We start from the raw sequence: 24,929 nt of genomic DNA, 5'->3' as shown, positions 1-24,929 counted from the left end.
GTAGACGGCTACGCTGGCGATCCCGGCGTCCCGGCAGGCTCGGGCAACGCGGACAGCGATTTCGCCACGGTTGGCGATGAGCACCTTGCGCACGATGGCTCCCTCCTTGAAAACAAGCTGAGTTTAGGGAAGCCGTACACCGACTCACGACCCGTCCCCTGTGGTGAGCTTGCCCACACGGAGTGTGATCCGGGGCTCGCTCGTGTCACGAAATCCCTTGTCGCACCACGGTACGCCGGGTCCCTGTCCGGCACATTAGCGTTCCGGTGTGGTCAAGGTCTCTGTCCGCCCGGCCAGCGGGCGGCTCACATTCTTTGTGGAGTCCCTACGAATGGCCGAATGATTCTTTGCGAGTGAAAGGTCCCGTTCGAGGTCGCGTCGGGACCCTTGCCCATGGGTTTACCCGTTAGTAGCGTTCGCGATGTCAGACGTACTACCGGTAACAGGGGCACGTTGCAGGAAGCAGGGGGTGGTGCGCCCATGGCGCGCAGACCGGTGGCCGTGGTGGCCGCGATCGTTCTCTTGGGCGAAGCCCTCGGCATCGTGCTGATCAACTGGTTCCTCGGCCGGGTCGTCCATCAGCAGAACATGTCCCTCGGCGGCGTCTCCTCGGACACGATGAAGAACAGCACGTACGCCATGGGCGGCGTCTTCGGGTTCTATCTCGCCGCGTGCGGGGTGGTCATGCTGCTCATCGGCCTGCGCGACCGGGCGCCGGGGCGCTTCGGCCGGATCCTGCTGATCAGCTGCGCGGTGGTGCACGGCGTGCTCGGCGCGCTGACGGTCGGCCTGGTGGGCTGGACCGCGTTCGCCTTCATGATGGTCGTGCTGGCCCTGATCGTGCTCGTCCTGATGATGTACGCGGCGCCGGCGGAGCCGGAGGACGGGGAACCGGCGGAGATCCCGACGGAGAACGGCACCCCGCCCAGCCCTGCGACCGCGTAGCGCTCCGCGGGTGCGGTCGTTTCGGCTGCGGACCGTGCTGGGTTGCTCGCGCGGTTCCCCGCGCCCCTCAAGGCACGCGGTACCGCGCCGGACCGCCGCTACGCCCAGAGGTCCGTGATGCCGATTCCCAGTTCCGCGAGCAGCTTGCGCAGCAGGGGCAGGGAGAGGCCGATGACGTTGCCCGGGTCGCCGTCGATGCCGTCCACGAACGGGGCCGAGCGGCCGTCCAGGGTGAACGCGCCCGCCACGTGCAGGGGTTCGCCGCTCGCCACGTACGCGGCGATCTCCGCGTCGCTCGGTTCGCCGAAGCGGACCGTGGTGGAGGCGGTGGCCGAGGCGCGGGCCCCGGTCGCGGTGTCGATCACGCAGTGGCCGGTGCGCAGCACGCCCGCGCGGCCGCGCATGGACTTCCAGCGGGCCGTGGCCTCCTCGGCGTCGGCGGGCTTGCCCAGCGCCTCGCCGTCCAGCTCCAGGACCGAGTCGCAGCCGATCAGCAGGGCCCCGGCGGCCTCGGGGCGGGCGGCCACCGCGTCGGCCTTCGCCTCGGCCAGCACGAGGGCCAGCTCGCCGGGCGTGGGCGCGGTGAGGGCGTCCTCGTCGACCCCGCTGACGATCACCTCGGGCGCGAGCCCGGCCTGACGCAGCAGACCGAGCCGGGCGGGCGAGGCGGAGGCGAGGACGAGACGGCGTGCGGCGGAAGTCATACCGGCCATCGTAGACAGCCGTGGACAGCGCCCCGGCCCGGCCCCGAGGGGGTACGGCGTCCCCGCACGTCAGCCGTCAGTGCACGCTCAGCACCAGCATCGCGAACATCATCAGCAGCGCCAGCACCAGCCCCGCGCGGCGCATCTTCGCCTGTGCCTCGCGCAGTTCCTTCGGCGGCTCGTTCTTCGGGTCGGACCACAGCATGCCTTCGATACTGCGGCCGGAACCGGCCGGGGCGCCTGAGTACCCGTACTCAGGCGCCCCGCGACGAAGCGCCTAGGCGGGCCAGTACGTGCGGGCCCACGCGCGCGGACCCGGTCTCGGGACCGGGTGGCGGGCGATGCGGGCGGGGGTGGACCACTCCTCCGGGGGCAGCGGCGCGCCGGACGACACCGACGCCGTCGCCGCGGCGCGCGCCCGGACCACCGCCAGTGCGGCGGCCAGCTCCTCCGGGGTCGGATTGCCCCGTACGACCTTGATCATGAGGCTCCTCGGGGCCTAGAGGGGAATGTTGCCGTGCTTCTTCGGGGGAAGGCTTTCCCGCTTCGTACGCAGCTGACGCAGCCCCCGCACGATGTGCGCCCGGGTGTCGGACGGCATGATCACCGCGTCGACGTAGCCGCGCTCGGCCGCGATGTACGGGTTGAGGAGCGTGTCCTCGTAGTCCGCGATCAGCTCGGCGCGGGTCGCCTCTGCTTCTTCAGGGTCCGTGGCGGCCGCGATCGTGCGGCGGTGCAGGATGTTGACCGCGCCCTGCGCGCCCATCACCGCGATCTGCGCGGTCGGCCAGGCGAGGTTGAGGTCGGCGCCCAGGTGCTTGGAGCCCATGACGTCGTACGCCCCGCCGAACGCCTTGCGGGTGATGACCGTGATCAGCGGGACCGTGGCCTCGGCGTACGCGTAGATCAGCTTGGCGCCGCGCCGGATGATGCCGCCGTACTCCTGGTCGACGCCGGGCAGGAAGCCGGGCACGTCGACGAAGGTGAGGACGGGGACGTTGAACGCGTCGCAGGTGCGCACGAACCGCGCGGCCTTCTCGGACGCGTCGATGTCCAGGCAGCCCGCGAACTGCATCGGCTGGTTGGCGACGATGCCGACCGGGTAGCCCTCGACGCGCCCGAAGCCGGTGAGGATGTTCGGCGCGAACAGGGCCTGGGTCTCCAGGAACTCGCCGTCGTCCAGGACGTGCTCGATAGCCGTGTGCATGTCGTACGGCTGGTTCGCCGAGTCCGGGATGAGGGTGTCCAACTCCCGGTCGGTGTCCGACACTTCGAGGTCGGCCTCCTCGGGGAACGCCGGGGCCTCGCTCAGGTTGTTCGACGGCAGGTAGGACAGCAGCGACTTGACGTATTCGATGGCGTCCTTCTCGTCGCCCGCCATGTGGTGCGCCACGCCCGAGGTGGTGTTGTGGGTGCGGGCGCCGCCCAGCTCCTCGAAGCCGACGTCCTCGCCGGTGACCGTCTTGATGACGTCCGGGCCGGTGATGAACATGTGCGAGGTCTGGTCGACCATCACCGTGAAGTCGGTGATGGCCGGCGAGTACACCGCGCCGCCCGCGCACGGGCCGACGATCAGCGAGATCTGCGGCACCACGCCCGACGCGTGCACGTTGCGGCGGAAGATCTCGGCGAACAGGCCGAGCGCGACCACGCCTTCCTGGATCCGGGCGCCGCCGCCGTCGTTGATGCCGATGACCGGGCAGCCGGTCTTCAGCGCGAAGTCCATGACCTTGACGATCTTCTCGCCGTAGACCTCGCCGAGCGAGCCGCCGAAGATGGTGAAGTCCTGGGAGTAGACGCAGACGGGACGGCCGTCGACGGTTCCGTAACCGGTGACGACACCGTCGCCGTACGGGCGGTTCTTCTCGATCCCGAAGTTGGTCGAGCGGTGCCGGGCGAACTCGTCGAGCTCGACGAACGAGCCCTCGTCGAGGAGCAGGTCGACCCGCTCACGGGCGGTCAACTTGCCCTTCGCGTGCTGCTTTTCCACAGCGCGTTCGGAGCCGGCGTGCGTTGCCTCGCCGATCCGGCGCTGCAGATCCGCGAGCTTGCCCGCGGTGGTGTGGATGTCGGTCTTTTCCGGCTCGGACATCGGGATGCGGCTCCCTGCCTGGTCACGGGTTCGGCTGGCTACTGACTCGTAGGGTAGTGGCGCGGATACCGTTCGGCAGTGCGTCGTTGGCCACACCGGCGCGCGCTTGCGCAGGTGCGCCCGAACCGGTTCTTCTCCCGCCTAACCTGGCTTCATGACGCCCTCGGACGCACCCGACAGCCGCTGGACCGACCTCGACCGGCCGCCTCTCAACGCCGCCGCCCTGCGCCACGCGCTGGTGCGGCCCGGCGCCCTGTGGACCTCCTTGGAGGTGGTCCAGGAGACCGGCTCCACCAACTCCGACCTCGCGGCCAAGGCGGCCTCGCTTCCCGAGGGGGCGGTCCTGGTCGCCGAGGAGCAGACGGCGGGCCGGGGCCGCCTCGACCGCAGCTGGACCGCGCCCGCGCGCTCGGGTCTGTTCTTCTCCGTCCTGCTCAAGCCCGGCCCGGGCGTCCCGGTGGACCGCTGGGGCTGGCTGCCGCTGCTCACCGGGGTCGCGGCGGCCACCGGTCTGTCCCGCGCGGCGGGCGTCGACACCGCGCTGAAGTGGCCCAACGACCTGCTGGTCACGGTCGGCGGCGAGGAGCGCAAGGCGGGCGGGATCCTGGCCGAGCGCGCGGGCGACGACGCGGTGGTGGTCGGCATCGGCCTCAACGTGTCGCTGCGCGCCGACGAACTCCCGGTGCCCGCCGCCGGTTCCCTGGCGCTGGCCGGCGCGGTCTCCACCGACCGCGACACGCTGCTGCGGGCGGTGCTGCGCGGCCTGGAGCAGTGGTACGTGGACTGGCGCGAGGCGGGCGGCGACCCGGCGGCGTCCCGGTTGCAGGAAACGTATACGGCGGGTTGCGCGACGCTCGGCCGCAGCGTGCGCGCGGAGCTGCCGGGCGACCGCTCCCTGACCGGCGAGGCGGTCGCGGTCGACGGCGACGGGCGGCTGGTCCTGGCCACGCAGGACGGCGTACGGGAGCCTGTGGCGGCGGGCGACATCGTCCACCTGCGCCCCGCCGGGAGCTGACGCGCCGGGCCGACGGGTGGCGGGAGCACCACCCTGGCGGAGAGTCGACAGGGCGCGGGGACGTGAGCTACGGCACACCTGCCGTATCGTGGAGCCCGATCCAGCGACAGATCGGCAGGGAATGCGCAGGGAACGGGCAGGAGGCGGCTGGTGACCGTCGACGACAAGCAGTCCGGCGAGGGGGGCCGCCCTCCGTCGGAACCGGCACCCAGCTCCGCGTACCCGACCCCGCACCACGCCGTGGACCACACCGCCGAGCCGACCCACGACCCGCTCGCCATCCGGCTGGAGCAGCTGATCCTCGGCGCCGACCGCCGCTACACGCCGTTCCAGGCGGCCCGTACGGCCGGCGTCTCCATGGAGCTGGCCTCGCGGTTCTGGCGGGCCATGGGGTTCGCCGACATCGGGCAGGCCAAGGCGCTCACCGAGGCGGACGTGCTCGCGCTGCGGCGGCTCGCCGGTCTGGTCGAGGCGGGGCTGCTCAGCGAGCCGATGGCCGTCCAGGTGGCGCGCTCCACCGGGCAGACCACCGCCCGGCTGGCGGAGTGGCAGATCGATTCCTTCCTGGAGGGCCTGACCGAGCCGCCCGAGCCCGGTATGACCCGTACGGAAGTCACGTATCCGCTGGTCGAGCTGTTGCTGCCGGAGCTGGAGGAGTTCCTGGTCTATGTGTGGCGGCGCCAGCTCGCCGCCGCGACCGGGCGGGTGGTGCAGGCCGCCGACGACGAGGAGATGGTCGACCGGCGGCTCGCCGTCGGCTTCGCCGACCTCGTCGGGTTCACCCGGCTGACCCGGCGCCTTGAGGAGGAGGAGCTGGGCGAGCTGGTCGAGGCGTTCGAGACGACCGCGGCCGACCTGGTCGCGGCGCACGGCGGCCGGCTCATCAAGACGCTCGGCGACGAGGTCCTGTTCGCGGCCGACGACGCCGGGACCGCCGCCGAGATATCGCTCCGGCTGATCGAGACCATGAGCCATGACGAGACGATGCCGGCGCTGCGCGTCGGCATCGCGTTCGGCACGGTCACCACCCGGATGGGCGATGTCTTCGGCACGACCGTGAACCTCGCCAGCAGGCTCACCTCGATAGCGCCGAAGGACTCGGTGCTGGTCGACGGCGCCTTCGCGGAGGAGCTGACCCGGTCCGGGGACGCTCCGGCCTCGGAGGCGCAGGCGGCCGAGGAGGCCGCGGCGGCGGAGAAGGAGGGCGAGGAGCCCCCCAAGTACCGCTTCGCCCTCCAGCCGATGTGGCAGCGGCCGGTCCGTGGGCTCGGCGTGGTGGAGCCCTGGATGCTGCACAGGCGTGGAGCCTAGGATCTCCCGACGTAACGTTCGTTAACGTCGTCGGGAGGGTCTGATGGGTACGGATGAGCAGCGGTACGGGGAGTTCGTGGCCGTGCGGCGGCATGAGCATGTCGCCGAGCTGGTTCTGGACCGGCCCAAGGCGATGAACGCCGTCTCGTCCGAGATGGCCCGCTCGATCGCGGCCGCCTGCGACGCGCTCGCGGCCGACGCGCAGGTGCGCGCGACCGTGCTGACCTCGACGCACGAGCGGGCGTTCTGCGTGGGCGCGGACCTGAAGGAACGTAACTCCTTCACCGACGCCGAGCTCGTGCGCCAGCGCCCGACCGCGCGTGCCTGCTACACCGGCGTGCTCGATCTGCCGATGCCGACGATCGCGGCCGTGCACGGCTTCGCGCTCGGCGGCGGCTTCGAGCTGGCGCTGGCCTGCGATCTGATCGTGGCGGACGCGACGGCCGTCGTCGGGCTGCCCGAGGTGTCGGTCGGCGTCATTCCCGGCGGCGGCGGTACGCAGCTGCTGCCCCGGCGGGTGGGGGCGGCCCGGGCGGCCGAACTGGTCTTCACCGCGCGGCGGGTGGAGTCGGCCGAGGCGCGTGAGCTCGGCCTGGTCGACGTGCTCGTCGGCGCGGGCGAGGACCGCACCGAGGCGCTGGCGCTCGCCGCGCGGATCGCCGCGAACTCGCCGGTCGGGCTGCGGGCGGCCAAGCGGGCGATGCGGCTCGGCCACGGCCTCGACCTGCGGGCGGGCCTGGAGGTCGAGGATGCGGCCTGGCGGTCGGTGGCCTTCTCCGGGGACCGGGCGGAGGGCGTGGCGGCGTTCAACGAGAAGCGGAAGCCGCAGTGGCCCGGGGAGTAGCGGGCACGCGGGCCGACGGGGAGGAACGGCTGGCCCGGCCAGCGGGTCAAAACGGGGCAAACCTCCCTAAGCTGTAGGGATGCGCGGTGAGGGTGAGGGTGTGGGCGGGGCCGAGGACGTACGGCTGAAGGCCGTGGTGTCGCTGGCGCAGGCCATGGCGGCGGCCCACACCCCGCGCGAGTCCTGGCGGGCGGCGGCGCTCGGCGCGCGCGACGCGCTCGGCGGGAACTTCGCCGCGCTCTCCACCTGGGAGCGGGAGCTGGGGCGGCTGCGGGTGCTGGTGAACGCGGGCGAACGGGCCGAGGGGGAGGAGGAGTTCCCGGAGGACGAGACGTATCCGGTGCACCAGTTCCCCGAGATCACCGAGTTCCTGCACGAGCGGTGGGCTGGCGGGGGCGAGCCCAACGCGTGGGTGGAGACGGCGGCCGGGCCCGGGGACTCGGCGGGCTACTGCCACGAGCGGGTGACGGCCCTGCGCCGGCGCGGGCGCGGCTGCTGCGTGGTCGCGCCGATCGTGTTGCACGGGCGGGCGTGGGGCGAGTTGTATGTGGCCCGCCCGCTGGGCGAGCCCGTCTTCGACGCCAAGGACGCCGACTTCGCGACGGTCCTCGCCTCCGTGGCGGCGGCGGGGATCGCCCAGACGGAACGCCTGGAGGAGGTCCGCCGCCTCGCCTTCACCGACCCGCTGACGGGTCTGGCCAACCGCCGCGCGGTGGACGTACGTCTCGACGAGGCGATCGAGGCGCACCGGCGGGACGGGGTGGTGGTGAGCCTGGTCGTCTGCGACCTGAACGGCCTCAAGCGGGTGAACGACACACGGGGTCACGCGGTGGGCGACCGGCTGCTTGAGCGCTTCGGCTCGGTGCTCTCCCTGTGCGGTGCGATGCTCCCGGGCGCGCTCGCCGCGCGCCTGGGCGGCGACGAGTTCTGCCTCCTGACGCTGGGTCCGACGGCGCAGGAGGTGGTCCGGGTGGCGGACGAACTGTGTCTGCGGGCAGGCGAGTTGGAGCTGGGTGAGGGCGTGGCGTGCGGGGTGGCCTCCACGGGCGACCCGATCGGCCCGGTCCGCTCGGCCCGCCGGCTGTTCCGCCTGGCGGACGCGGCCCAGTACCGGGCGAAGGCGGCCCGGTCGCCGAAGCCGGTGGTGGCGGGCCGGGACGACGCGGTGGTCCCGCTGGCGGACGCGCCGGTTCCGGAGCGGGCGGAACGCAGGCGGTTCCGGGGCCGGGGATGAGCGGGGCGGCGCGTAGGGCGGTCGCGGACGGCCGACCGGGGTCGTAAGGGGTCCTGCCCCCGCCCACTAGTGACAGGCGTCGATTCAATCCGTACGCTGCTGAATATGGATATGCACACTGTCGTGGTGGGGACGTCCGGGACGACCCCCGAGGATGTCGTCGCCGTCGCTCGCCACAACGCCAGGGTCGAGCTCTCGGCCGACGCCCTCGACGCCCTCGCCAAGGCCCGCGAGATCGTCGACGCCCTCGCGGCGAAGCCGGAGCCGGTGTACGGCGTCTCCACCGGCTTCGGCGCCCTCGCCACCCGGCACATCAGCCCCGACCTGCGCGCCCAGCTCCAGCGCAACATCGTGCGCTCGCACGCCGCGGGCATGGGCCCGCGCGTGGAGCGCGAGGTCGTGCGCGCGCTGATGTTCCTGCGGCTGAAGACCGTCGCCTCGGGCCACACCGGCGTACGCCCGTCCGTCGCGCAGACCATGGCGGACATCCTGAACGCCGGGATCACCCCCGTCGTCCACGAGTACGGTTCGCTCGGCTGCTCCGGCGACCTCGCGCCGCTCTCGCACTGCGCGATGACGCTGATGGGCGAGGGCGACGCGGAGGGCCCCGACGGCACCGTCCGCCCGGCCGGCGAACTGCTCGCCGAGGCCGGCATCGAGCCCGTCGTGTTGCGCGAGAAGGAGGGCCTGGCCCTGCTCAACGGCACCGACGGCATGCTCGGCATGCTGGTCATGGCCATCGCGGACCTGAAGAAGCTCTACACCTCCGCCGACATCACCGCGGCCCTCTCCCTCGAAGCGCTCCTCGGCACCGCCAAGGTCCTCGCGCCCGAGCTGCACGCCATCCGCCCGCACCCGGGCCAGGGCGCCTCGGCCGCCAACATGCTGTCCGTGCTGAAGGGTTCGGGCCTGACCGGGCACTTCCAGCAGGACGAGGCCCCGCGCGTCCAGGACGCCTACTCGGTGCGCTGCGCGCCCCAGGTCGCGGGCGCAGGCCGCGACACCATCGCGTACGCCCTGACCGTCGCCGAGCGCGAGCTCGCCTCGGCCGTCGACAACCCGGTCGTCCTGCCGGACGGACGCGTGGAGTCCAACGGCAACTTCCACGGCGCCCCCGTCGCGTACGTCCTGGACTTCCTCGCCATCGCCGCCGCCGACCTCGGCTCGATCGCCGAGCGCCGCACCGACCGGCTGCTCGACAAGAACCGGTCGCACGGCCTGCCGCCGTTCCTCGCGGACGACGCCGGTGTCGACTCCGGCCTGATGATCGCCCAGTACACCCAGGCCGCCCTGGTCAGCGAGATGAAGCGGCTGGCCGTCCCGGCGTCCGCCGACTCGATCCCGTCCTCCGCCATGCAGGAGGACCACGTCTCCATGGGCTGGTCGGCCGCCCGCAAGCTGCGGACCGCGATCGACAACCTGACCCGGATCATCGCCGTCGAGCTGTACGCGGCGACCCGCGGCATCGAGCTGCGCCACGGTCTGACCCCCGCGCCCGCCTCGCAGGCCGCCATCACGGCCGCCCGCGCGGCCGGTGTCGGCGGCCCCGGCCCGGACCGCTTCCTGGCGCCCGACCTGGCCGCCGCCGACGCGTTCGTCCGCAGCGGTCAGCTGGTCGCCGCCGTGGAGCCGGTGACGGGCCCGCTGGCCTGATCCGTACGTACGGCAAAGGGCGCCCCGGATTCCGGGGCGCCCTTTGCCGTACGGTCTCCCGCGCGCTCAGTACTGCCGGCGCGCCCGCCGGACCGAGAACGCGACGAACCCGGCGCCCACGCCCAGGAACAGCGTGCCGCCGAAGAGGTACGGGGACGTGTCCACGCTGCCCGTGTCGGCGAGGGCGAGGTCCGACTCCGGACCGGACGCGGCCGCCGACGAGTGGGCCGGGGCCGACTGCGGCTTGCCGGGCGCGTCCGTGGCGTTGGCGGACGGCACGAACCACAGGGCGCAGAGCAGCGAGCCCGCCGCGGTGGCGGTGAGCAGCGGCCGACGAGCGATGGGCACCTGGTCGATCCCCCTTGTGGATACGGCGAATTGGTGGTGTGTGCCGATGCTAGTGAAAGCAGCGGGTCGCAGGAAAGTCGCGGCGGCCGCCGGCCCTACGCTCCGTCGCATGACCACTGAAGAGACACCACGTTATGTCCGCCTCCGGGTTGATTTGATCCTGGAGATCGACGACACGGAGGCGCTGACGGGCGCGGCCCTGGAGCGCATCACGGCGGACGAACTCCTTCCGGACCTGGAACGCGCGCATGCCGAGTCGGCGGTGCGGGAAGACGAGGCGGAGGCTCTGGCGTACCTGGTCGATCCGTTCGACCTGATCGCCGAGGTGCCGGGGGTGGAGCTCGCCCAGGCCTCGTGGAGCAGCGAGGAGATCGAGTACGACCCCGACGACGAGGACTGGGACCTCGACGAGGAAGATGAGAGTGACGAGGAGGACGGGGCGGACGGCGCGGACGGGGACGACAGCCCGAGGCCGTAGCGTCCGCGGAGCCGCAGGGCCGGGGTCACCCGGCCCGGGTGGCGCTGCCGGGTGGGCTTTCCCACATCTCCTCCGGAAAAGGAACCACAGCCTCAGTGGCTATGTTGTTCAGTCGATGGCTTGGGGGACCGGCAACGATGGAGAAGCGTGTGATAACGGAGAGCAAGCGGCGCAAGGGCCTTGTGGTCGTGTCCGCCGTCGTCGGCGGCGTACTGGTGCTGTCGGCCTGCAACGACAGTGCCAAGGACAAGGGCGGCGCCGACACCTCGAAGACGTCACAGTCCCAGGTCGACAAGGCGGCCGAGAAGGACACCTCCGACGCGAAGATCACCATCACGCCCAAGAACGGCGCCGACAACGTCGGCATCAACAACGGCACCAAGGTCACCGTCGCCGACGGCAAGCTGACCTCGGTGACCATGACCTCGGCCGACGGCACCGCGGTCACGGGCAAGATCTCGGCGGACGGCGCGAGCTGGGCGCCGGACAAGCAGCTGAAGCGCTCCGCCAAGTACAAGATCATGGCGACCGCCAAGGACGCGAAGGGCCGCGAGGCCCACGAGAACGCCTCCTTCTCGACGGTCTCGCCCAGCAACAGCTTCATCGGCAACTTCACGCCGGAGGACGGCTCGACGGTCGGCGTGGGCATGCCGGTCTCGGTCAACTTCGACAAGGCGATCACCAACAAGAAGGACGTCCAGTCCCACATCACGGTGACGTCCAGCAGCGGCCAGGAGGTCGTCGGCCACTGGTTCGGCGCGCAGCGCCTGGACTTCCGGCCGCAGGACTACTGGAAGTCCGGCTCGACCGTGACGATCAAGCTCAACCTGGACGGCGTCGAGGCGTCCAACGGCATCACCGGCGTCCAGGAGAAGACGGTCACCTTCAAGATCGGCCGCAACCAGGTCTCGACGGTCGACGCCAACACGCACCAGATGACCGTCACCCAGGACGGCAAGACGGTCAAGACCATCCCGATCTCGGCCGGCGCGCCCGACCACAAGACGTACAACGGCACGATGGTGATCTCCGAGAAGTTCAAGGAGACCCGGATGAACGGCGCCACGGTCGGCTTCACCGACGGTGACGGCAAGGGCGAGTACGACATCAAGGACGTCCCGCACGCCATGCGGCTCTCCGCCTCCGGCACGTTCATCCACGGCAACTACTGGGGCGACAAGTCCATCTTCGGCAGCGTCAACACCAGCCACGGCTGCGTCGGCCTGTCCGACACCAAGGGCGCCAACGACTCGGGCACCGCGGGTGCCTGGTTCTACGAGCACTCCATCGTCGGTGACGTGGTCGTCGTCAAGAACACCGGCGACAAGACCATCGCGCCCGACAACGGCTTCAGCGACTGGAACATGAGCTGGTCGGCCTGGCAGGCCGGCTCGGCCGCCTGAGCCCCTTCGGTCCGTACGACAGCGGCCGCGCCCGGTTTCCGGTGCGCGGCCGCTGCCGTACGTCCGTGCGCCGGGTCCCCACCGAGGGTTCTCATGGCGCTCTCATCGCGGCCTTAACTCCCCATCACTCCTCGCGCCTACCTTCGCGCCCATGTTCTTCACCTATCTCCGGCGCGAGCTGCGCCGCCGCAGAAAAGCGGCGCTCGTCGTCGCGTCGGGGCTCGCTCTGGGCATCGCGCTGGTGATCGTGGTCAGCTCGGTGTCGGCCGGGATGACCCGGGCGCAGGGAAAGGTCCTGCAGTCGCTCTACGGCCTCGGCACCGACATGACCGTCACCAAGGCCGCGCCCCCGCCCGGCTCTTCGGACGGCGGCCGTCCGCACTTCAGGTTCGACGCCAAGGGAAGCGGCGGCAGCGGCGACCAGAGCGGCGACCGGGTGATGGTGCAGGGCTTCCAGACCCTCGTGTCGTCGACGGTGGGTCAGGTGGACAGGCAGGACGGCGTCGCGGACGCGGTCGGCGGCCTCAACCTCACCGTCCTGAAGGTCAACGGCCAGTTCACGCCCGGCCAGTTCAAGCAGTACCGCCAGCAGCAGAAGGCCCGGCGCGGCTCGGGCGGCGGCGGCCCGCAGGGCGAGGTCCAGGGCGGCGGCGCCTCCTTCGACGTCAACTCCTTCACCGTGTACGGCACGGACGTCACCAAGCAGCAGCTCGGCCCGCTGACCTCCTCCAGGATCACCTCGGGCCGTACCTTCCGCGGCGACGAGGGCGCCGGCAAGGTCGCGGTCGTCGACAGCGCGTACGCCAAGGAGAAGCAGCTGGCCACCGGCGGCAGCGTCACCATCTCCGACACCAAGTACACGATCATCGGCCTGGCCACCGCCGACAGCGGGAACGCCGCCGCCAACGTCTATCTGCCGCTCGGCGAGGCGCAGACGCTCGCGGGCGCCAAGGACAAGATCACCACGGTGTACGTCAAGGCCGCCGACTCGCAGCGGATCGCCGGGGTGAAGTCGGCGATCCAGAAGAACGTCCCGGGCACGACGGTCACCACCTCCGCCGACCTCGCCGACACCGTCTCCGGCTCGCTGTCCACCGCCTCCAGCCTCGCCTCCAACGTCGGCAAGTGGCTCTCGGTCGCCGTGCTCGTCGCCGCCTTCCTGGTGGCCGGGCTGCTCACCTCGTCGGCGGTCAGCCGCCGGGTGCGGGAGTTCGGCACGCTCAAGGCGCTCGGCTGGAAGAGCGGCCGGGTCACCCGCCAGGTCGTCGGAGAAGCCCTGGTCAACGGGTTGCTGGGCGGTGCCCTCGGCATCGGTCTCGGCCTCGCGGGCGCGTACGCGGTCACCGCGATCAGCCCGACGCTCACCGCCCAGCTCGGTGGCGGGGGCGGTAACAGCGGAGGTGGCGCAGGCGGTGGCTTCGGTGGGGGCGGCTTCGGTGGTGGCGGCGGCTTCGCGCGCCGGGCCGCGGCCAGGACCGTCGACATCGCGCTGACCGCGCCGGTCTCCCTCACCACCATCGGCCTCGCCGTGGCCCTCGCGGTCGCGGGCGGTCTCGTCGCGGGCGGCTTCGGCGGCTGGCGCGCCTCCCGGCTGCGCCCGGCGGACGCCCTGCGCCGCGTCGAGTAGCCGTCCGCGCATCGCCCGACTCACGTACGTACGAAAGGAACCGACCCCGGGTCATGTATGAACTCAGCGGCGTCACCAAGCGGTACCGGCGGGGCAAGGACACCATCGACGCGCTCGACGGAGTCGATCTGACCATCGAGGACGGCGGGCGCCTGGTCATCCAGGGGCCCACCGGCGGCGGCAAGTCCACCCTGCTCCAGATGCTGGGCGGGCTCGACCGGCCTACCGAGGGCAGCGTCGTCCTCGACGGCGTCGACCTCGGCCGGCTGCCCGAGGCCCGGCTCACCAAGGTGCGGGCCGAGTCCATCGGCTTCGTCTTCCAGAGCTTCAACCTGATCCCGACGCTCACCGCCCAGGAGAACGTCGAGACCGCGCTCGTCCCGCTCGGCCTCAAGGCCGCCGACCGCCGTGAGCGCGCGGCCGAGGCGCTGGCCTCGGTGGGCCTGGGCGAGCGGCTCACGCATCTGCCCGGCGAGATGTCCGGCGGTCAGCAGCAGCGCGTCGCCATCGCCCGCGCGGTCGTCAAGCGCCCCAAGGTGCTGCTCGCCGACGAGCCCACCGGCAACCTCGACGAGGGCATGCGCGACGAGATCATGGAGGTGCTGGAAGGGCTCTGGAAGGAGCACCAGCTGACCTTCGTCATGGTCACCCACGACACGGCCCTGGCCCGCCGCGCCCCGCGCCTCGCGGTCATCCGCAAGGGCCGGGTGACGATCACGGAGAACGCGTCGGCGGCGTGACGGGTGTCGGGCGGTCCCCGGGCAGGGTCTCGGGGGCCGCCGCCCAGCTCGCGAGCAGCCGCAGCGAGTCGGCCGCGGCCGAACCGGGCTCCGCGTAGTACGTCACCAGCGACAGATCGTGCTCGTCGGGCATCTTCAGCGTCTCGTACGAGAGCGTCAGCTCACCCACCACCGGGTGGTGCAGCCGCTTGCTCCCGTGGCCCTTCTGGCGCACGGTGTGGGCGGCCCAGAGCGTACGGAACTCGTCGCTCTTGACCGACAGCTCGCCGACCAGCGCCGTGAGCAGCGGGTCGTCCGGGTAGCAGCCCGCGCACAGCCGCAGCACGCCGACCACCTCGGCTGCCTTGTCGTCCCACTCCAGGTACCGCTCGCGGGCGGTCGGGTCGAGGAAGATGTGCCGGGCGAGGTTGCGCTCCTCCGGCGGAAGCTCGACGAAATCGCCGATCAGGGCGGCCGCCATCCGGTTCCAGGCCAGCAGGTCGAGCCGGCGGCCCAGCAGGTACGCCGGAACCGACTCCATCGAGTCCAGCAGATGCTGGAGCTCCGGCCGCACCCGCTGCTGGCGGGCCATCGCCGCCCGCTTCTTCTTCGCCGTCGGCTTGGCGAGGTGGGTCAGATGCTGCTGCTCGGCGTCGGTCAGCCGCAGCGCCCGGGCGATCGCGTCCAGCACCTCGGCCGACACGTTCTGCCCGTTCCCCTGCTCAAGGCGGGTGTAGTACGCGACCGACACCCCGGCCAGCTGTGCCAGCTCCTCCCGGCGCAGCCCCGGCACCCGCCGGTGCCGCCCGAAGTCGGGCAGCCCCACGTCCCCGGGCTTGAGCCGGGCCCGGCGGGAGCGGAGGAATTCGCTGAGTTCGGAACGCTGGTCCATGACATCCCAGTATCCGCCGTCGTACGACCGGGAGCCTGACCCTGCCAGTAGTACGCACGCCGGTGGTACGCACGGCGTACGTACGCAGACCAGGGGGCTGGGTGACAGGCCCCGGACACGGCACCGTGGTGGACGTATCCGAGATCTTGAGGAGAAGGCAATGACCACCGTCGCCGCCTACGCCGCCCCCGCCGCCAAGGCACCGCTGGAGCGCACCACCATCGAGCGCCGCCCCGTCGGCGCGCACGACATCCTGATCGAGATCAAGTTCGCGGGCATCTGCCACTCCGACATCCACCAGGCCCGCGAGGGATGGGGCGAGGCCATCTTCCCGATGGTGCCCGGCCACGAGATCGCGGGCGTGGTCGCCGAGACCGGCTCGGCCGTGACCAAGTACGCGGTCGGCGACCGGGTCGGCGTCGGCTGCTTCGTCGACTCCTGCGGCGAGTGCGAGCAGTGCCGGGCCGGGCAGGAGCAGTTCTGCGCCCAGGGCGTCGGCACCTACAACGCCATCGGCCGCGACGGCGAGCCCACCTACGGCGGCTACTCCACCCACGTCGTCGTCGACGAGCGCTTCGCCCTGCGCATCCCCGACAGCCTCTCCCTGGACGTGGCGGCGCCGCTGCTGTGCGCCGGGATCACGCTGTACTCGCCGCTGCGCCGCTGGCAGGCGGGGCCCGGCAAGAAGGTCGCGATCCTCGGGCTCGGCGGCCTCGGCCACATGGGCGTCAAGATCGCGCACGCGCTCGGCGCCGAGGTGACCGTGCTCAGCCAGACGCTGCGCAAGCAGGAGGACGGCCTGAAGCTCGGCGCGGACCACTTCCACGCGACGAGCGACCCGGAGACCTTCGAGAAGCTCGCGGGCTCGCTCGACCTGATCGTCTCCACGGTCTCGGCCCCGCTGGACCTCGGCGCCTACCTCTCGCTGCTGAAGCCCGGCGGCGCGCTGGTGAACGTCGGCGCCCCCGAGGAGCCGAACGCGCTCAACATGTTCGGCCTCATCGGCGGCAACAAGATCCTCGCCGGTTCGATGATCGGCGGCATCGCGGAGACCCAGGAGATGCTGGACTTCTGCGCGGAGCACGGCCTGGGCGCGGAGATCGAGCTGATCCGCGCGGAGCAGGTCAACGAGGCGTACGAGCGGGTGCTGGCGAGCGACGTCCGGTACCGGTTCGTGATCGACGCGGCGACGATCTGACGGTCTGTCCTGCGTGCGGCGGTCTGCCTTACGCCAGAGGTAATCGACCGTGCGGCGGTGCCCCGGCAGGATCGGGGCATCGCCGCACCGGGCCGTCCGGGCGTCGACCGCCGAACGAGGAGACCACCGCCATGACCGCGTACGCCATCGCCAACCTGCGCCCGACCGCGACCGTGGCCGAGGACGTCTTCGTCTACATGGAGACCATCCAGTCCACCCTCGACCCCTTCGACGGCCGCTTCCTGGTCCACGGCGCGACCCTGGAAGTCCGCGAGGGCACCTGGCCGAACGCCCTGGTGATCGTCGCCTTCCCCGACATGACGGCGGCCCGGGCGTGGTATCACTCCCCGGCGTACCAGTCCCTGATCCCCCTGCGCACGGACCACATAGAGGGGGACCTGGTGCTGGTGGAGGGAGTGGGCGAGGGCTACGACCCGGCGAGCACGGCAGCGGCACTGCGGGCGCAGGCGGCGTAGCGGGGCGCCGGGCGCCCTACAGGGGCGCGAGGCTGTGACATGTGCGGCTGCGCCGCGATGGGGGTCCCCCTGTTCGAGCGGAGCCGAGAACTTGGGGGAGTGAGCAGGCGCCCACAACCCGCACCGGGAATCCGCCCCGCCGTGCGCCTAGCACTTCCCGCCCCGAGGCCACCGATAGGGCGAGTCGAGCCGATACTCCCCGGCCCGAGGCACGGTGAGCCGGACGAACTCCCCCTCGCGCGACACACACGCCCCCCCACTCGCCCGCAACCACGGCGAATAGGCGATCCGCACAGTCGCCGACCCGGCACGCGGCATCCGCACGACGAGCGTCGCGTCATCGCCCCCCACAGCCGCCCCCGGCGCGGAAACCAACGGCACGGCGTCCCGCACCCGGTACACCGTCCAGTGCGCGTCCCGCCACACATGCTCCAGCCACGGCGGCCGGTCCCGAACGAGCGCGGCCTCGGCAGTGGCGGGCCCGTCCGGCAGCCCGTCGTGCACGGCGACGTACCCGACGGCCCACCGATCGAGCCAGGCCCGGTACCGCGCCGACGTGAACGACCCGTCGTAGAACAGCCGCCCGCGCTCCACGTCCAGCTGCCGGTTCCAGCCGCGCGCGTCATTGACGTCCGCGGCGAGCACCGCGGCCTCGCGGTGGTTGCGCGCCGGGACGACCTCGACCCGCGTCCGGTCCGCGCCGAGCCGCCGCAACTCACCGACCAGCCCGTCCGTGTGCGCCGCCCACGCGGGCGTGACGGTGGAGACCCGTATGTCGTCGAGCGTCTTGTCGCGCAGCCAGTTGACGGAGACGACCAGCGTCACGGCCAGCACGATCCGCCGCGTCCTGGTGAGGCCGGGCGCGAGGAGCGCCGCGAGCAGAACGGGCGGCCCCGCGAGCCCGACGAGCCGTTCCACGTTCGACCCGACGGGCGAGGCGACGAGGAACGTGAGCACCACACCGACCGCGTACACGGCGGCCCCTATCCGTACCACCTTCCACGTACGGGCGGCGGGCGCGGCGAGCAGCAGCGCGGCGCAGACGGCCAGCGGCATCCACACCTTGCGCAGCGCCATGGGCTGTTCGCCCTCGAAGGGGAAGAGCAGCGTGGTGGCGGCGACGACCGCGCACGGCGCCGCGATCAGCGCGGCGGCCTTCGCCCACTGCCGGTCGAGCCCGTAGGCGGCGCCGACGACGAGCAGGAAGAGCCCGGCGACGGGGCTGGCCATGGTGGCGAGAGCAGTGCTCGCACACGCGAGCACCAGCCGCGCTCCGGGTCCGCCCCGCTGCACGAACAGACAGGCGACCAGGGCGAACGACACCCCCACCGCGAAGGTGGTCCGCCCCGAGACGACATTGCACCAGAGCGCGGCCGCCGCGAGCAGCGCGGGCCACAGCCCCCGCCAGGGCCCGTCGCCGCCCCGCTCGTCCCGCGCGCCCGCCGCCCGTACGAACAGCAGGGCCATCAGCCACGTACCCGAAAGCCCTGCCGCCACCGACACCGCCCGCACTCCGAAGGCGGCCATCAACCAGGGCGTGAGCAGGCTGTAGTTGGCGGTGTGCGCGCCGCCGTACCAGGAGAGGTTGTACGCGGAGACCGGATGCCGGGCCGCGAAACCCGCCCAGGCGAACTGGGCCGCGAGGTCGCCGCCGCCGCTCGCGAGGAGCAGCGCCCACACCACGTACAGCGGAACGGCCAGCGCGGTCACGACGGCGGGCACGCGCCATTCGGGCCGCGGCCGTCCGCCCCGCGACGGCGAGCCGGCCCCGCCCCCGACCGGATCGGTCCCGTCGGTCCTGTCAGTCCTCCCGGCCTTGTCGGCCCTGTCGATCCGCAGGACTTGGCTGATGCCCACCTCGCCAACCCTACGGTCCCGCACTGACACACCCAGTGATGGTTTTCCCGCGCCGCTCGACGGCCTCGTCCACCGCCTCGTCCACGGCCTCGCCTCGGAGGGCGATTGTCAGACCCGATCCCTACCCTCGAAGACATGATCAGCACGCTCGCCGTCGAGAACTACCGCTCACTGAGGCACCTGGTCGTACGCCTCGACCGCCTCAACGTGGTGACAGGCGCCAACGGGACCGGGAAGTCGTCCCTGTACCGTGCCCTGCGGCTGCTCGCCGACTCCGCGCGCGGGGGCGCGGTCGCGGCCCTCGCGCGCGAGGGCGGGCTGCCGTCGACGCTGTGGGCGGGCCCGGAGAAGACCGGCCGCTCGGTGCGCGAGGGCCGCAGCCCGCTCCAGGGCACGGTGCGCACCGAACCGGTCAGCCTCCGCCTCGGATTCGCGGGGGACGACTTCGGTTACGCGGTCGACTTCGGCCACCCCGGCGGCGCGGCGGGCCACCCCGGCTCGCTCTTCATGCTCGACCCGGAGATCAAACGCGAGTCGATCTGGAGCGGCCCGGTGCTGCGCCCGGCGACCGTGCTCTCCGAGCGGGCCGGTCAGGCGGTGAAGGTGCGCTCGGCCGACGGCACTTGGCAGCGTTCGGCGGGCGAGATCCGTCCGTACGACTCGATGCTGGGCGAACTCGCCGACCCGCAGCGGGCCCCCGACGTGCTGGCGGTGCGCGAACGCGTCCGCGCGTGGCGCTTCTACGACCACGTACGCACCGACGCGCACGCGCCCGCCCGTGGCACCCACGTCGGCACCCGTACGCCGGTCCTGAGCGGCGACGGCGCCGACCTCGCCGCCGCGCTCCAGACGATCCGGGAGACCGGCGACCGCGAGGGGCTGGACGAGGCGGTGGACGCGGCGTTCCCGGGCAGCCGCGTCGAGATCGACGTGGTCGGCGGCCGCTTCGAACTCCACCTGCGCCAGCACGGCCTGCTCCGCCCCCTGACCGCGGCGGAACTCTCCGACGGCACCCTGCGCTACCTGCTGTGGGTCGCGGCCCTGCTCACCCCGCGCCCACCGGCCCTGATGGTCCTGAACGAGCCGGAGACCAGCCTCCACCCCGACCTGCTCCCACCCCTGGCCGCCCTGATCCACAAGGCGACCACCCACACCCAACTACTGGTGGTCACCCACGCCCGCCCCCTGGCCGACCTGCTGTCGCGCCGGGCCAACGTCATAGAACTGGTCAAGGAGTTCGGCCAGACGGCGGTGCGGGGCCAAGGGGTACTGGACGAGCCGCTTTGGCATTGGCCCAAGCGGTGACGCTGTCACCGGTGCACGCGTGACATCGCCGTACGGCCTCCCGTCCCTCTAGCCCTCGCTGGGAGCGGGAGCGATACCCGTCGGGCACGACGCTCCCCAGTTGGTCTCGAAGGGCTCGCTCAGCTTGACTCCCGTCCCGCCTATCCCGCAGTACCCGTCCGGGTTCTTGTCGAGGTACTGCTGGTGGTACGGCTCCGCCGGGTAGAACGTGCGGCCCTCGGCCGGGAGGATTTCCGTGGTGATCTCGCGATGGCCCGCCGCCGTCAGGACCTGCTGGTACGCCTCGCGGGACGCCGCCGCCACCGTGGCCTGCTCCGGGGTGTGGGTGTAGATCGCGGAGCGGTACTGGGTGCCCACGTCGTTGCCCTGGCGGAAGCCCTGGGTCGGGTTGTGGGACTCCCAGAAGAGCTTCACCAGAGACGCGTACGAGACGATCTTCGGGTCGAAGACCACGCGGACCACCTCCGTGTGGCCCGTCAGGCCCGAGCAGACCTCTTCGTACGCGGGGTTCTGGGTGGCGCCGCCCTGGTAGCCGACCAGGGTCGTCCACACGCCCTCGGTCTGCCAGAACTTGCGCTCGGCGCCCCAGAAGCAGCCGAGGCCGAAGTCCGCTACCTCCAGGCCCTCGGGGTACGGGCCGAGCAGCGGGTTGCCGAGGACCGTGTGGCGGGACGGAACGGTGAATTCCGGCTCGGGGCGGCCCTTGAGGGCCTCCTCGGGGGTGGGGAGTACGGGCGTACGGTTCAGGAACATCGCGGGGGCTCCTCCGCCAGGCGGGTCGTGTCGGCTGCGGTCCGGCCGCGGTCGATTCGGTCGGCTGCAACCCGTTCAACGTTTCGGGGGTGCGGGGGATTCCGGACCCCGGCCGCGGGCCCGGCTGCGGCTCCCGGCCCCGGCTCCCGGCCGCGGGCCCGGCTACCTCGGCAGGGTCGCCGGGTTCCCCCCGTTCGCCTCGTACCCCGCCACCGCCAGCGCGCGGTATATCGCGTACTGCCCCGCCGGGTCCTCGGACAGCGTCCACGGGAGCGCGCCCACATAGCCGTCGAGGTGGACGAACTGGTCCATCGACTCGGACCAGCGCTGGGCGCCGACCAGGAAGAAGGCGAGCAGGTGGCGCACGTGCGCGAGGACCGGGTCGTCGGGGCGGGCCGCGTGGACCGCGTGCAGCGCGCCCTCCATCGCACGGCTCACCACCGCCGTGCGGTGGAAGTCGTTGACCAGGACGATGTCGCCCATGTGCTCGTACACCGCGAACAGCGGCAGCGCGGACAGCAGCGAGCCGCGCGGGGCCCGCGCCGCCGCCGACGTCGCGAACTCGTCCGCCAGCTCGCGCGAGCCGTGCCACTTCTCGCACCAGTAGTGCAGCGCCGACAGATGCGCCCCCATGTGCTGCGGCGCGCGGTCGATCACCTTGGCCCACAGCTGCTCGAACTCCGCGTGCGGATACGCCAGTCCGCGCGCCACCGCCAGCTCCGTGATGTACGGGACCGGGTCGCCCGGGGCCAGCAGCGCGGCCTCGGCGCAGACCGTGCGCGCCTCCTCCAGGATGATCCGGAAGTCGTCCTTGCCGGCCGACGACGAGCGCCATGCCTGCTGCACCAGGAACTCCGCGTGCACCTGCGCCGCGCCCGCGTCCTTGGGCGCCTCCGAGCGCCACTTGCGCAGCCACGCGCCGCCCACGCCGGGGCGCTGCGCCAGCTCCAGGGACGCCGCGCCCGCGAAGGCCTGCACGCGCTGCCAGCGCAGCTCGCCCTCCTTGGACGTGCCCGCGAGCAGCTGGGACGCGGCCCGCCACTCCTGGGTCTGCTGCACCACGTCCAGTACGTCCAGGAGGTCCTGGTCCGGGCCCGGCAGCCGCACGTCCAGCTCCTCCTGGCGCGCGAAGCCGTACGCCGCCGGGTCCGCCGCGTCGGGCGCGCCGGGCTCGGCCAGCTGGATGCCGGCCCCGCGGCCGCGGCGGCGCATCATCCATGAGCCGACCATGGCCAGCATGCACGCGGCGATCAGGATCCAGAGAATCTCCATGCCTCAAGCGAACCAGACCCCATGGACATCTGGCCAACCCGCGCCCCGCCCTGTGGATAACCCGGCACCGACCCGGGCGGCCGACCCGCGTCGGACCCGGCGCCGCCGACGCCCCGCTCCGGCCCAGGTCGGCCCCGCCCGCCGCCCGCCCCGTCTCATCCTGCGCCGCCCCGTGTCTCAGCTACCGGCGACCACCCCCAATGTCGCCATCGGGCCAACTAGGCTCTGGCCTCATGAGCCACGAGCACCTCGACAAGAGCTTCGAGACCATCGCGATCCATGCCGGAAACACCGCGGATCCGCTGACCGGTGCGGTCGTACCCCCGATCTACCAGGTCTCCACCTACAAGCAGGACGGTGTGGGCGGGCTGCGCGGCGGTTACGAGTACAGCCGCAGCGCCAACCCGACCCGTACGGCCCTGGAAGAGAACCTGGCCGCCCTTGAGGGCGGCGTCCGCGGGCTCGCCTTCGCGTCCGGCCTGGCGGCCGAGGACTGCCTGCTGCGTACGCTGCTGGCCCCCGGCGACCACGTCGTCATCCCCAATGACGCGTACGGCGGTACGTTCCGCCTCTTCGCCAAGGTCGTCTCGCGGTGGGGTGTGGAGTGGTCGGTCGCCGACACCTCCGACCCGGCGTCCGTACGGGCCGCCGTCACCGACCGTACGAAGGCCATCTGGGTCGAGACGCCCTCGAACCCGCTGCTCGGCATCACCGACATCGCGGCCGTGGCCGCGGTCGCCAAGGACGCCGGCGCGAAGCTGGTCGTCGACAACACCTTCGCGAGCCCCTACCTCCAGCAGCCGCTCGCGCTCGGCGCGGACGTCGTCGTGCACTCCCTGACGAAGTACATGGGCGGCCACTCGGACGTCGTCGGCGGCGCCCTGGTCACCAACTCGGCCGAGCTGGGCGAGGAGTTGGCGTACCACCAGAACGCGATGGGCGCGGTCGCCGGGCCGTTCGACTCCTGGCTGGTGCTGCGCGGCATCAAGACGCTGCCGGTGCGCATGGACCGGCACAGCGAGAACGCCGGGAAGATCGCGGAGATGCTGACCCGCCACCCCAAGGTGTCGCAGGTGCTCTACCCGGGGCTGCCCGAGCACCCCGGCCACGAGGTCGCGGCCAAGCAGATGCGCGCCTTCGGCGGCATGGTGTCGTTCCGGGTCACGGGCGGCGAGCAGGAGGCGGTCGACCTGTGCGCCCGCACCAAGATCTTCACCCTGGGCGAGTCCCTGGGCGGCGTCGAGTCGCTGATCGAGCACCCGGGCCGGATGACGCACGCCAGCGTCGCCGGGTCCGCGCTTGAGGTGCCGGGCGACCTGGTGCGCCTTTCGGTCGGCATCGAGAACGTGGACGACCTGCTGGCCGACCTCCAGCAGGCGCTGGGCTGACGGCTCCACCACCCCCGTAGGGGGTCCTGGGGCTCTTTGCGCCCCGGGACCCTCACTGCGTAGGCGTGACTATGCAGGCGTACGTTCAGAAGCCGTCCACCGGCGGCGCCACCGTGGACGGCGGCGCGGTCCACGGGTGGACCCGTGCCGCCCATACCGCGAAGACGACCGCCGCCGCCACGATCGCCAGCCACATCAGCCGCCGCGCGGCCTGCCGTCGGTGCAGTATCCGCAGGCCCAACTCGGCCGCCTGTGCGGCGAGTTCGGTCGGAACCGGCGGATGCGGGCTCTCCAGGAGGCGGCGGACCTCGGCCTCCTTGCGGTCGGGCAGGCTCAACGGGCGCCCCTTTCCCGGCGGTCGGCCGCGTTCACCGCGCCCCCTCCGCTGTCGCCTGCGGACGCGGGCGACGGGTGCCCGCCGGGGCGCTGCGCATCGTCGCGATCGCGCGCGTGCAGATCACCCGGACCCGGTCCACCGGCAGCCCGATCAGGGCGGCGACCTGCTCCTCCGCGACCCCTTCGTACAGCCGCAGGACCAGGATCAGCCGCTCCTGCGGGGTGAGCCGGGCCAGCACGCCCGCCCGGCGGTCGCGGTGCAGGTGGTGGCGCCAGGCCGTGGCGGCGAACCTGGCCGCCAGCTCCTGGCGGGTGCGCACGTACGGGTCGTCGCCGCGCAGTGGGTCCCAGCGCGCGTACGTCCGGGCGAGGGCGGCCGTCAGCAGACGGCGGGCCCGTTCGTTGTGCTCGGGGGGCTCGGCCGTCAGCAGGGTGGCGGCATGCAGCAGCCTGCCGCCCGCGCCCGCCACGAACGCCTCGAACTCGCGGGCGCTGCGGCGCCGCAGTTCCGCCTGGCGCGCGCGCATGGCCTCATCTGAAGGCAGCGCGCGCAGCAGGTCAAGAGGTCGGCGCCGCCGGTTCCTGGGTCGCCGACTGGCGCGCTGAGAGAGCTGAGTTGAAGCGGGTCAGGAGAGTGCAGAAGGACTCGCGTTCGTCCTCGGTCCAGCCGTCCGTCACCCGGGCCATCAGCTCGCGCCGCGAGGAGCGCACCTCTTCGAGGCGGGCCTGGCCGCGCGGGGAGAGCTGGAGGACGACGGCGCGGCCGTCCTCGGGGTGCGAAGTCCGCTTCACCAGGCCCGTGTCGACGAGCGGCGCGACCTGGCGGGTGACGGTCGAGGAGTCGATGCCCATGCCCGCGGCGAGCGCCTTGACGCCCATCGGGCCTTCCTGGTCGAGCCTGTTGAGCAGCAGATAGGCGGCGCGGTCCATCGAGTTGCGGACCTGGCCGACGCCGCCGAGACGGGTCTGCTCCGCGCGGCGCGCGAAGATGGCCACCTGGTGCTGGAGGGCATCGAGGAGACCTGGGTCGAGATGGGAAGTCATGTCCTGAGTAGTGGGCATGGCCGGGGCTCTCTCGT

The 24,929-nt window shown here is 72.2% G+C and carries 27 protein-coding genes; 14 read left to right on the top strand and 13 right to left on the bottom strand.

Annotated elements, in window-relative coordinates:
- Positions 1 to 93 (bottom strand): biotin carboxylase N-terminal domain-containing protein (locus tag ACGFRG_RS35990; RefSeq protein WP_280842533.1); only part of this gene is annotated, 93 nt, incomplete at its 3' end.
- A gap of 387 nt (positions 94 to 480) precedes the next feature.
- Here ACGFRG_RS35990 and ACGFRG_RS35985 point away from each other — a divergent pair.
- The gene (locus ACGFRG_RS35985; protein WP_393270909.1) at positions 481 to 945 is read left to right on the top strand and encodes a hypothetical protein; all 465 of its coding nucleotides are present in this window, start codon (positions 481 to 483) and stop codon (positions 943 to 945) included.
- Between the two features lie 98 nt (positions 946 to 1,043).
- On the opposite strand, the gene ACGFRG_RS35980 is transcribed toward ACGFRG_RS35985, so the two are convergent.
- The 4 genes from ACGFRG_RS35980 to ACGFRG_RS35965 all read right to left on the bottom strand — a co-directional run bounded on the left by ACGFRG_RS35980 (position 1,044) and on the right by ACGFRG_RS35965 (position 3,741).
- Complete coding sequence (locus ACGFRG_RS35980) at positions 1,044 to 1,649, bottom strand: nucleoside triphosphate pyrophosphatase (RefSeq protein WP_361432034.1); 606 nt, start codon at positions 1,647 to 1,649, stop codon at positions 1,044 to 1,046.
- Between the two features lie 76 nt (positions 1,650 to 1,725).
- A complete protein-coding gene (gene mmpB, locus ACGFRG_RS35975; protein ID WP_361432031.1) occupies positions 1,726 to 1,854 on the bottom strand; it encodes a morphogenic membrane protein MmpB in 129 nt (42 codons plus the stop codon).
- Between the two features lie 72 nt (positions 1,855 to 1,926).
- Positions 1,927 to 2,133: an acyl-CoA carboxylase epsilon subunit gene (locus ACGFRG_RS35970; protein ID WP_188276217.1), complete on the bottom strand. Its 207-nt coding sequence runs from the start codon at positions 2,131 to 2,133 to the stop codon at positions 1,927 to 1,929.
- Between the two features lie 15 nt (positions 2,134 to 2,148).
- Positions 2,149 to 3,741, bottom strand: a complete 1,593-nt coding sequence (locus tag ACGFRG_RS35965) for an acyl-CoA carboxylase subunit beta (RefSeq protein WP_361432028.1) — start codon at positions 3,739 to 3,741, stop codon at positions 2,149 to 2,151.
- A 154-nt stretch (positions 3,742 to 3,895) separates the two neighbouring features.
- On the opposite strand from ACGFRG_RS35965, the gene ACGFRG_RS35960 reads away from it, so the two are divergent.
- From ACGFRG_RS35960 to hutH, 5 genes are all read left to right on the top strand, one after another.
- A complete protein-coding gene (locus ACGFRG_RS35960) occupies positions 3,896 to 4,756 on the top strand; it encodes a biotin--[acetyl-CoA-carboxylase] ligase (protein ID WP_393270903.1) in 861 nt (286 codons plus the stop codon).
- Positions 4,757 to 4,906: 150 nt separating this feature from the next.
- Positions 4,907 to 6,067: an adenylate/guanylate cyclase domain-containing protein gene (locus ACGFRG_RS35955; protein WP_361432022.1), complete on the top strand. Its 1,161-nt coding sequence runs from the start codon at positions 4,907 to 4,909 to the stop codon at positions 6,065 to 6,067.
- A 40-nt stretch (positions 6,068 to 6,107) separates the two neighbouring features.
- Entirely contained in the window at positions 6,108 to 6,911 is an 804-nt protein-coding gene (locus tag ACGFRG_RS35950) for an enoyl-CoA hydratase-related protein (RefSeq protein WP_361432047.1), read from the top strand.
- 79 nt (positions 6,912 to 6,990) lie between these two features.
- Positions 6,991 to 8,145: a diguanylate cyclase domain-containing protein gene (locus ACGFRG_RS35945; protein WP_393270900.1), complete on the top strand. Its 1,155-nt coding sequence runs from the start codon at positions 6,991 to 6,993 to the stop codon at positions 8,143 to 8,145.
- 111 nt (positions 8,146 to 8,256) lie between these two features.
- Complete coding sequence (gene hutH, locus ACGFRG_RS35940) at positions 8,257 to 9,798, top strand: histidine ammonia-lyase (protein WP_361432044.1); 1,542 nt, start codon at positions 8,257 to 8,259, stop codon at positions 9,796 to 9,798.
- Positions 9,799 to 9,864: 66 nt separating this feature from the next.
- On the opposite strand, the gene ACGFRG_RS35935 is transcribed toward hutH, so the two are convergent.
- A complete protein-coding gene (locus tag ACGFRG_RS35935) occupies positions 9,865 to 10,146 on the bottom strand; it encodes a hypothetical protein (RefSeq protein ID WP_361432018.1) in 282 nt (93 codons plus the stop codon).
- Positions 10,147 to 10,255: 109 nt separating this feature from the next.
- Here ACGFRG_RS35935 and ACGFRG_RS35930 point away from each other — a divergent pair, with 109 nt between their 5' ends.
- The 4 genes from ACGFRG_RS35930 (at position 10,256) to ACGFRG_RS35915 (ending at position 14,394) form a co-directional block, all read left to right on the top strand.
- Positions 10,256 to 10,624, top strand: a complete 369-nt coding sequence (locus tag ACGFRG_RS35930) for a hypothetical protein (protein WP_361432015.1) — start codon at positions 10,256 to 10,258, stop codon at positions 10,622 to 10,624.
- A gap of 137 nt (positions 10,625 to 10,761) precedes the next feature.
- Positions 10,762 to 12,027 carry an Ig-like domain-containing protein gene (locus ACGFRG_RS35925; protein WP_393270895.1) on the top strand — a complete coding sequence of 422 codons (1,266 nt, stop codon included), beginning with the start codon at positions 10,762 to 10,764 and terminating at the stop codon, positions 12,025 to 12,027.
- A gap of 151 nt (positions 12,028 to 12,178) precedes the next feature.
- Positions 12,179 to 13,654, top strand: coding sequence for an ABC transporter permease (locus tag ACGFRG_RS35920; RefSeq protein ID WP_393270892.1), 1,476 nt, complete (start codon positions 12,179 to 12,181; stop codon positions 13,652 to 13,654).
- Positions 13,655 to 13,707: 53 nt separating this feature from the next.
- Positions 13,708 to 14,394: an ABC transporter ATP-binding protein gene (locus ACGFRG_RS35915; protein ID WP_361432008.1), complete on the top strand. Its 687-nt coding sequence runs from the start codon at positions 13,708 to 13,710 to the stop codon at positions 14,392 to 14,394.
- On the opposite strand, the gene ACGFRG_RS35910 is transcribed toward ACGFRG_RS35915, so the two are convergent.
- Entirely contained in the window at positions 14,369 to 15,265 is an 897-nt protein-coding gene (locus ACGFRG_RS35910; RefSeq protein ID WP_361432006.1) for a helix-turn-helix transcriptional regulator, read from the bottom strand. The genes ACGFRG_RS35915 and ACGFRG_RS35910 overlap by 26 nt on opposite strands.
- 160 nt (positions 15,266 to 15,425) lie before the next feature.
- Here ACGFRG_RS35910 and ACGFRG_RS35905 point away from each other — a divergent pair, with 160 nt between their 5' ends.
- Together ACGFRG_RS35905 and ACGFRG_RS35900 are read left to right on the top strand one after the other, a co-directional pair.
- The gene (locus ACGFRG_RS35905; protein WP_393270889.1) at positions 15,426 to 16,463 is read left to right on the top strand and encodes an NAD(P)-dependent alcohol dehydrogenase; all 1,038 of its coding nucleotides are present in this window, start codon (positions 15,426 to 15,428) and stop codon (positions 16,461 to 16,463) included.
- Positions 16,464 to 16,594: 131 nt separating this feature from the next.
- Positions 16,595 to 16,939: a DUF1330 domain-containing protein gene (locus ACGFRG_RS35900; RefSeq protein ID WP_393270887.1), complete on the top strand. Its 345-nt coding sequence runs from the start codon at positions 16,595 to 16,597 to the stop codon at positions 16,937 to 16,939.
- Positions 16,940 to 17,086: 147 nt separating this feature from the next.
- Here the strand turns inward: ACGFRG_RS35900 and ACGFRG_RS35895 are convergent, their stop codons facing one another.
- Positions 17,087 to 18,661, bottom strand: a complete 1,575-nt coding sequence (locus ACGFRG_RS35895; RefSeq protein ID WP_393270912.1) for a hypothetical protein — start codon at positions 18,659 to 18,661, stop codon at positions 17,087 to 17,089.
- A 270-nt stretch (positions 18,662 to 18,931) separates the two neighbouring features.
- On the opposite strand from ACGFRG_RS35895, the gene ACGFRG_RS35890 reads away from it, so the two are divergent.
- Positions 18,932 to 20,101, top strand: a complete 1,170-nt coding sequence (locus ACGFRG_RS35890) for an AAA family ATPase (protein WP_393270884.1) — start codon at positions 18,932 to 18,934, stop codon at positions 20,099 to 20,101.
- A gap of 48 nt (positions 20,102 to 20,149) precedes the next feature.
- Here ACGFRG_RS35890 and msrA read toward each other — a convergent pair whose 3' ends face one another.
- Both msrA and ACGFRG_RS35880 read right to left on the bottom strand, forming a co-directional pair.
- Complete coding sequence (msrA, locus tag ACGFRG_RS35885; RefSeq protein WP_361431997.1) at positions 20,150 to 20,854, bottom strand: peptide-methionine (S)-S-oxide reductase MsrA; 705 nt, start codon at positions 20,852 to 20,854, stop codon at positions 20,150 to 20,152.
- Positions 20,855 to 21,016: 162 nt separating this feature from the next.
- Entirely contained in the window at positions 21,017 to 22,126 is a 1,110-nt protein-coding gene (locus ACGFRG_RS35880) for a hypothetical protein (protein ID WP_361431994.1), read from the bottom strand.
- Positions 22,127 to 22,359: 233 nt separating this feature from the next.
- Between ACGFRG_RS35880 and ACGFRG_RS35875 the strand changes: the two genes are divergently transcribed.
- The gene (locus tag ACGFRG_RS35875; RefSeq protein WP_393270880.1) at positions 22,360 to 23,514 is read left to right on the top strand and encodes a cystathionine gamma-synthase; all 1,155 of its coding nucleotides are present in this window, start codon (positions 22,360 to 22,362) and stop codon (positions 23,512 to 23,514) included.
- A gap of 85 nt (positions 23,515 to 23,599) precedes the next feature.
- Here the strand turns inward: ACGFRG_RS35875 and ACGFRG_RS35870 are convergent, their stop codons facing one another.
- From ACGFRG_RS35870 to ACGFRG_RS35860, 3 genes are read right to left on the bottom strand one after another with little or no spacing between them, the layout of a single operon-like run.
- Positions 23,600 to 23,851 (bottom strand): hypothetical protein, encoded by a 252-nt coding sequence (locus ACGFRG_RS35870; protein ID WP_393270877.1) that lies wholly within the window; start codon positions 23,849 to 23,851, stop codon positions 23,600 to 23,602.
- 31 nt (positions 23,852 to 23,882) lie between these two features.
- On the bottom strand, positions 23,883 to 24,377 hold the full coding sequence (locus ACGFRG_RS35865) for a sigma factor-like helix-turn-helix DNA-binding protein (RefSeq protein ID WP_393270874.1): 495 nt from the start codon (positions 24,375 to 24,377) through the stop codon (positions 23,883 to 23,885).
- 31 nt (positions 24,378 to 24,408) lie between these two features.
- Complete coding sequence (locus tag ACGFRG_RS35860; protein WP_188276194.1) at positions 24,409 to 24,912, bottom strand: MarR family winged helix-turn-helix transcriptional regulator; 504 nt, start codon at positions 24,910 to 24,912, stop codon at positions 24,409 to 24,411.
- Positions 24,913 to 24,929: the final 17 nt, after the last annotated feature.

Source organism: Streptomyces sp. NPDC048696 (assembly GCF_043198895.1).
GTDB lineage: Bacteria > Actinomycetota > Actinomycetes > Streptomycetales > Streptomycetaceae > Streptomyces.
This window is presented reverse-complemented; position numbering and strand designations above follow the sequence as displayed.

Excerpts from the sequence above, each read along its gene's own strand:
- ACGFRG_RS35985 (WP_393270909.1), top strand. The coding sequence starts at position 481 with ATGGCGCGCAGACCGGTGGCCGTGGTGGCCGCGATCGTTCTCTTGGGC.
- ACGFRG_RS35980 (WP_361432034.1), bottom strand. The coding sequence starts at position 1,649 with ATGACTTCCGCCGCACGCCGTCTCGTCCTCGCCTCCGCCTCGCCCGCC.
- mmpB (WP_361432031.1), bottom strand. The coding sequence starts at position 1,854 with ATGCTGTGGTCCGACCCGAAGAACGAGCCGCCGAAGGAACTGCGCGAG.
- ACGFRG_RS35970 (WP_188276217.1), bottom strand. The coding sequence starts at position 2,133 with ATGATCAAGGTCGTACGGGGCAATCCGACCCCGGAGGAGCTGGCCGCC.
- ACGFRG_RS35965 (WP_361432028.1), bottom strand. The coding sequence starts at position 3,741 with ATGTCCGAGCCGGAAAAGACCGACATCCACACCACCGCGGGCAAGCTC.
- ACGFRG_RS35960 (WP_393270903.1), top strand. The coding sequence starts at position 3,896 with ATGACGCCCTCGGACGCACCCGACAGCCGCTGGACCGACCTCGACCGG.
- ACGFRG_RS35945 (WP_393270900.1), top strand. The coding sequence starts at position 6,991 with ATGCGCGGTGAGGGTGAGGGTGTGGGCGGGGCCGAGGACGTACGGCTG.
- hutH (WP_361432044.1), top strand. The coding sequence starts at position 8,257 with ATGCACACTGTCGTGGTGGGGACGTCCGGGACGACCCCCGAGGATGTC.
- ACGFRG_RS35930 (WP_361432015.1), top strand. The coding sequence starts at position 10,256 with ATGACCACTGAAGAGACACCACGTTATGTCCGCCTCCGGGTTGATTTG.
- ACGFRG_RS35925 (WP_393270895.1), top strand. The coding sequence starts at position 10,762 with ATGGAGAAGCGTGTGATAACGGAGAGCAAGCGGCGCAAGGGCCTTGTG.
- ACGFRG_RS35920 (WP_393270892.1), top strand. The coding sequence starts at position 12,179 with ATGTTCTTCACCTATCTCCGGCGCGAGCTGCGCCGCCGCAGAAAAGCG.
- ACGFRG_RS35915 (WP_361432008.1), top strand. The coding sequence starts at position 13,708 with ATGTATGAACTCAGCGGCGTCACCAAGCGGTACCGGCGGGGCAAGGAC.
- ACGFRG_RS35910 (WP_361432006.1), bottom strand. The coding sequence starts at position 15,265 with ATGGACCAGCGTTCCGAACTCAGCGAATTCCTCCGCTCCCGCCGGGCC.
- ACGFRG_RS35905 (WP_393270889.1), top strand. The coding sequence starts at position 15,426 with ATGACCACCGTCGCCGCCTACGCCGCCCCCGCCGCCAAGGCACCGCTG.
- ACGFRG_RS35900 (WP_393270887.1), top strand. The coding sequence starts at position 16,595 with ATGACCGCGTACGCCATCGCCAACCTGCGCCCGACCGCGACCGTGGCC.
- ACGFRG_RS35890 (WP_393270884.1), top strand. The coding sequence starts at position 18,932 with ATGATCAGCACGCTCGCCGTCGAGAACTACCGCTCACTGAGGCACCTG.
- msrA (WP_361431997.1), bottom strand. The coding sequence starts at position 20,854 with ATGTTCCTGAACCGTACGCCCGTACTCCCCACCCCCGAGGAGGCCCTC.
- ACGFRG_RS35880 (WP_361431994.1), bottom strand. The coding sequence starts at position 22,126 with ATGGAGATTCTCTGGATCCTGATCGCCGCGTGCATGCTGGCCATGGTC.
- ACGFRG_RS35875 (WP_393270880.1), top strand. The coding sequence starts at position 22,360 with ATGAGCCACGAGCACCTCGACAAGAGCTTCGAGACCATCGCGATCCAT.
- ACGFRG_RS35865 (WP_393270874.1), bottom strand. The coding sequence starts at position 24,377 with ATGCGCGCGCGCCAGGCGGAACTGCGGCGCCGCAGCGCCCGCGAGTTC.
- ACGFRG_RS35860 (WP_188276194.1), bottom strand. The coding sequence starts at position 24,912 with ATGCCCACTACTCAGGACATGACTTCCCATCTCGACCCAGGTCTCCTC.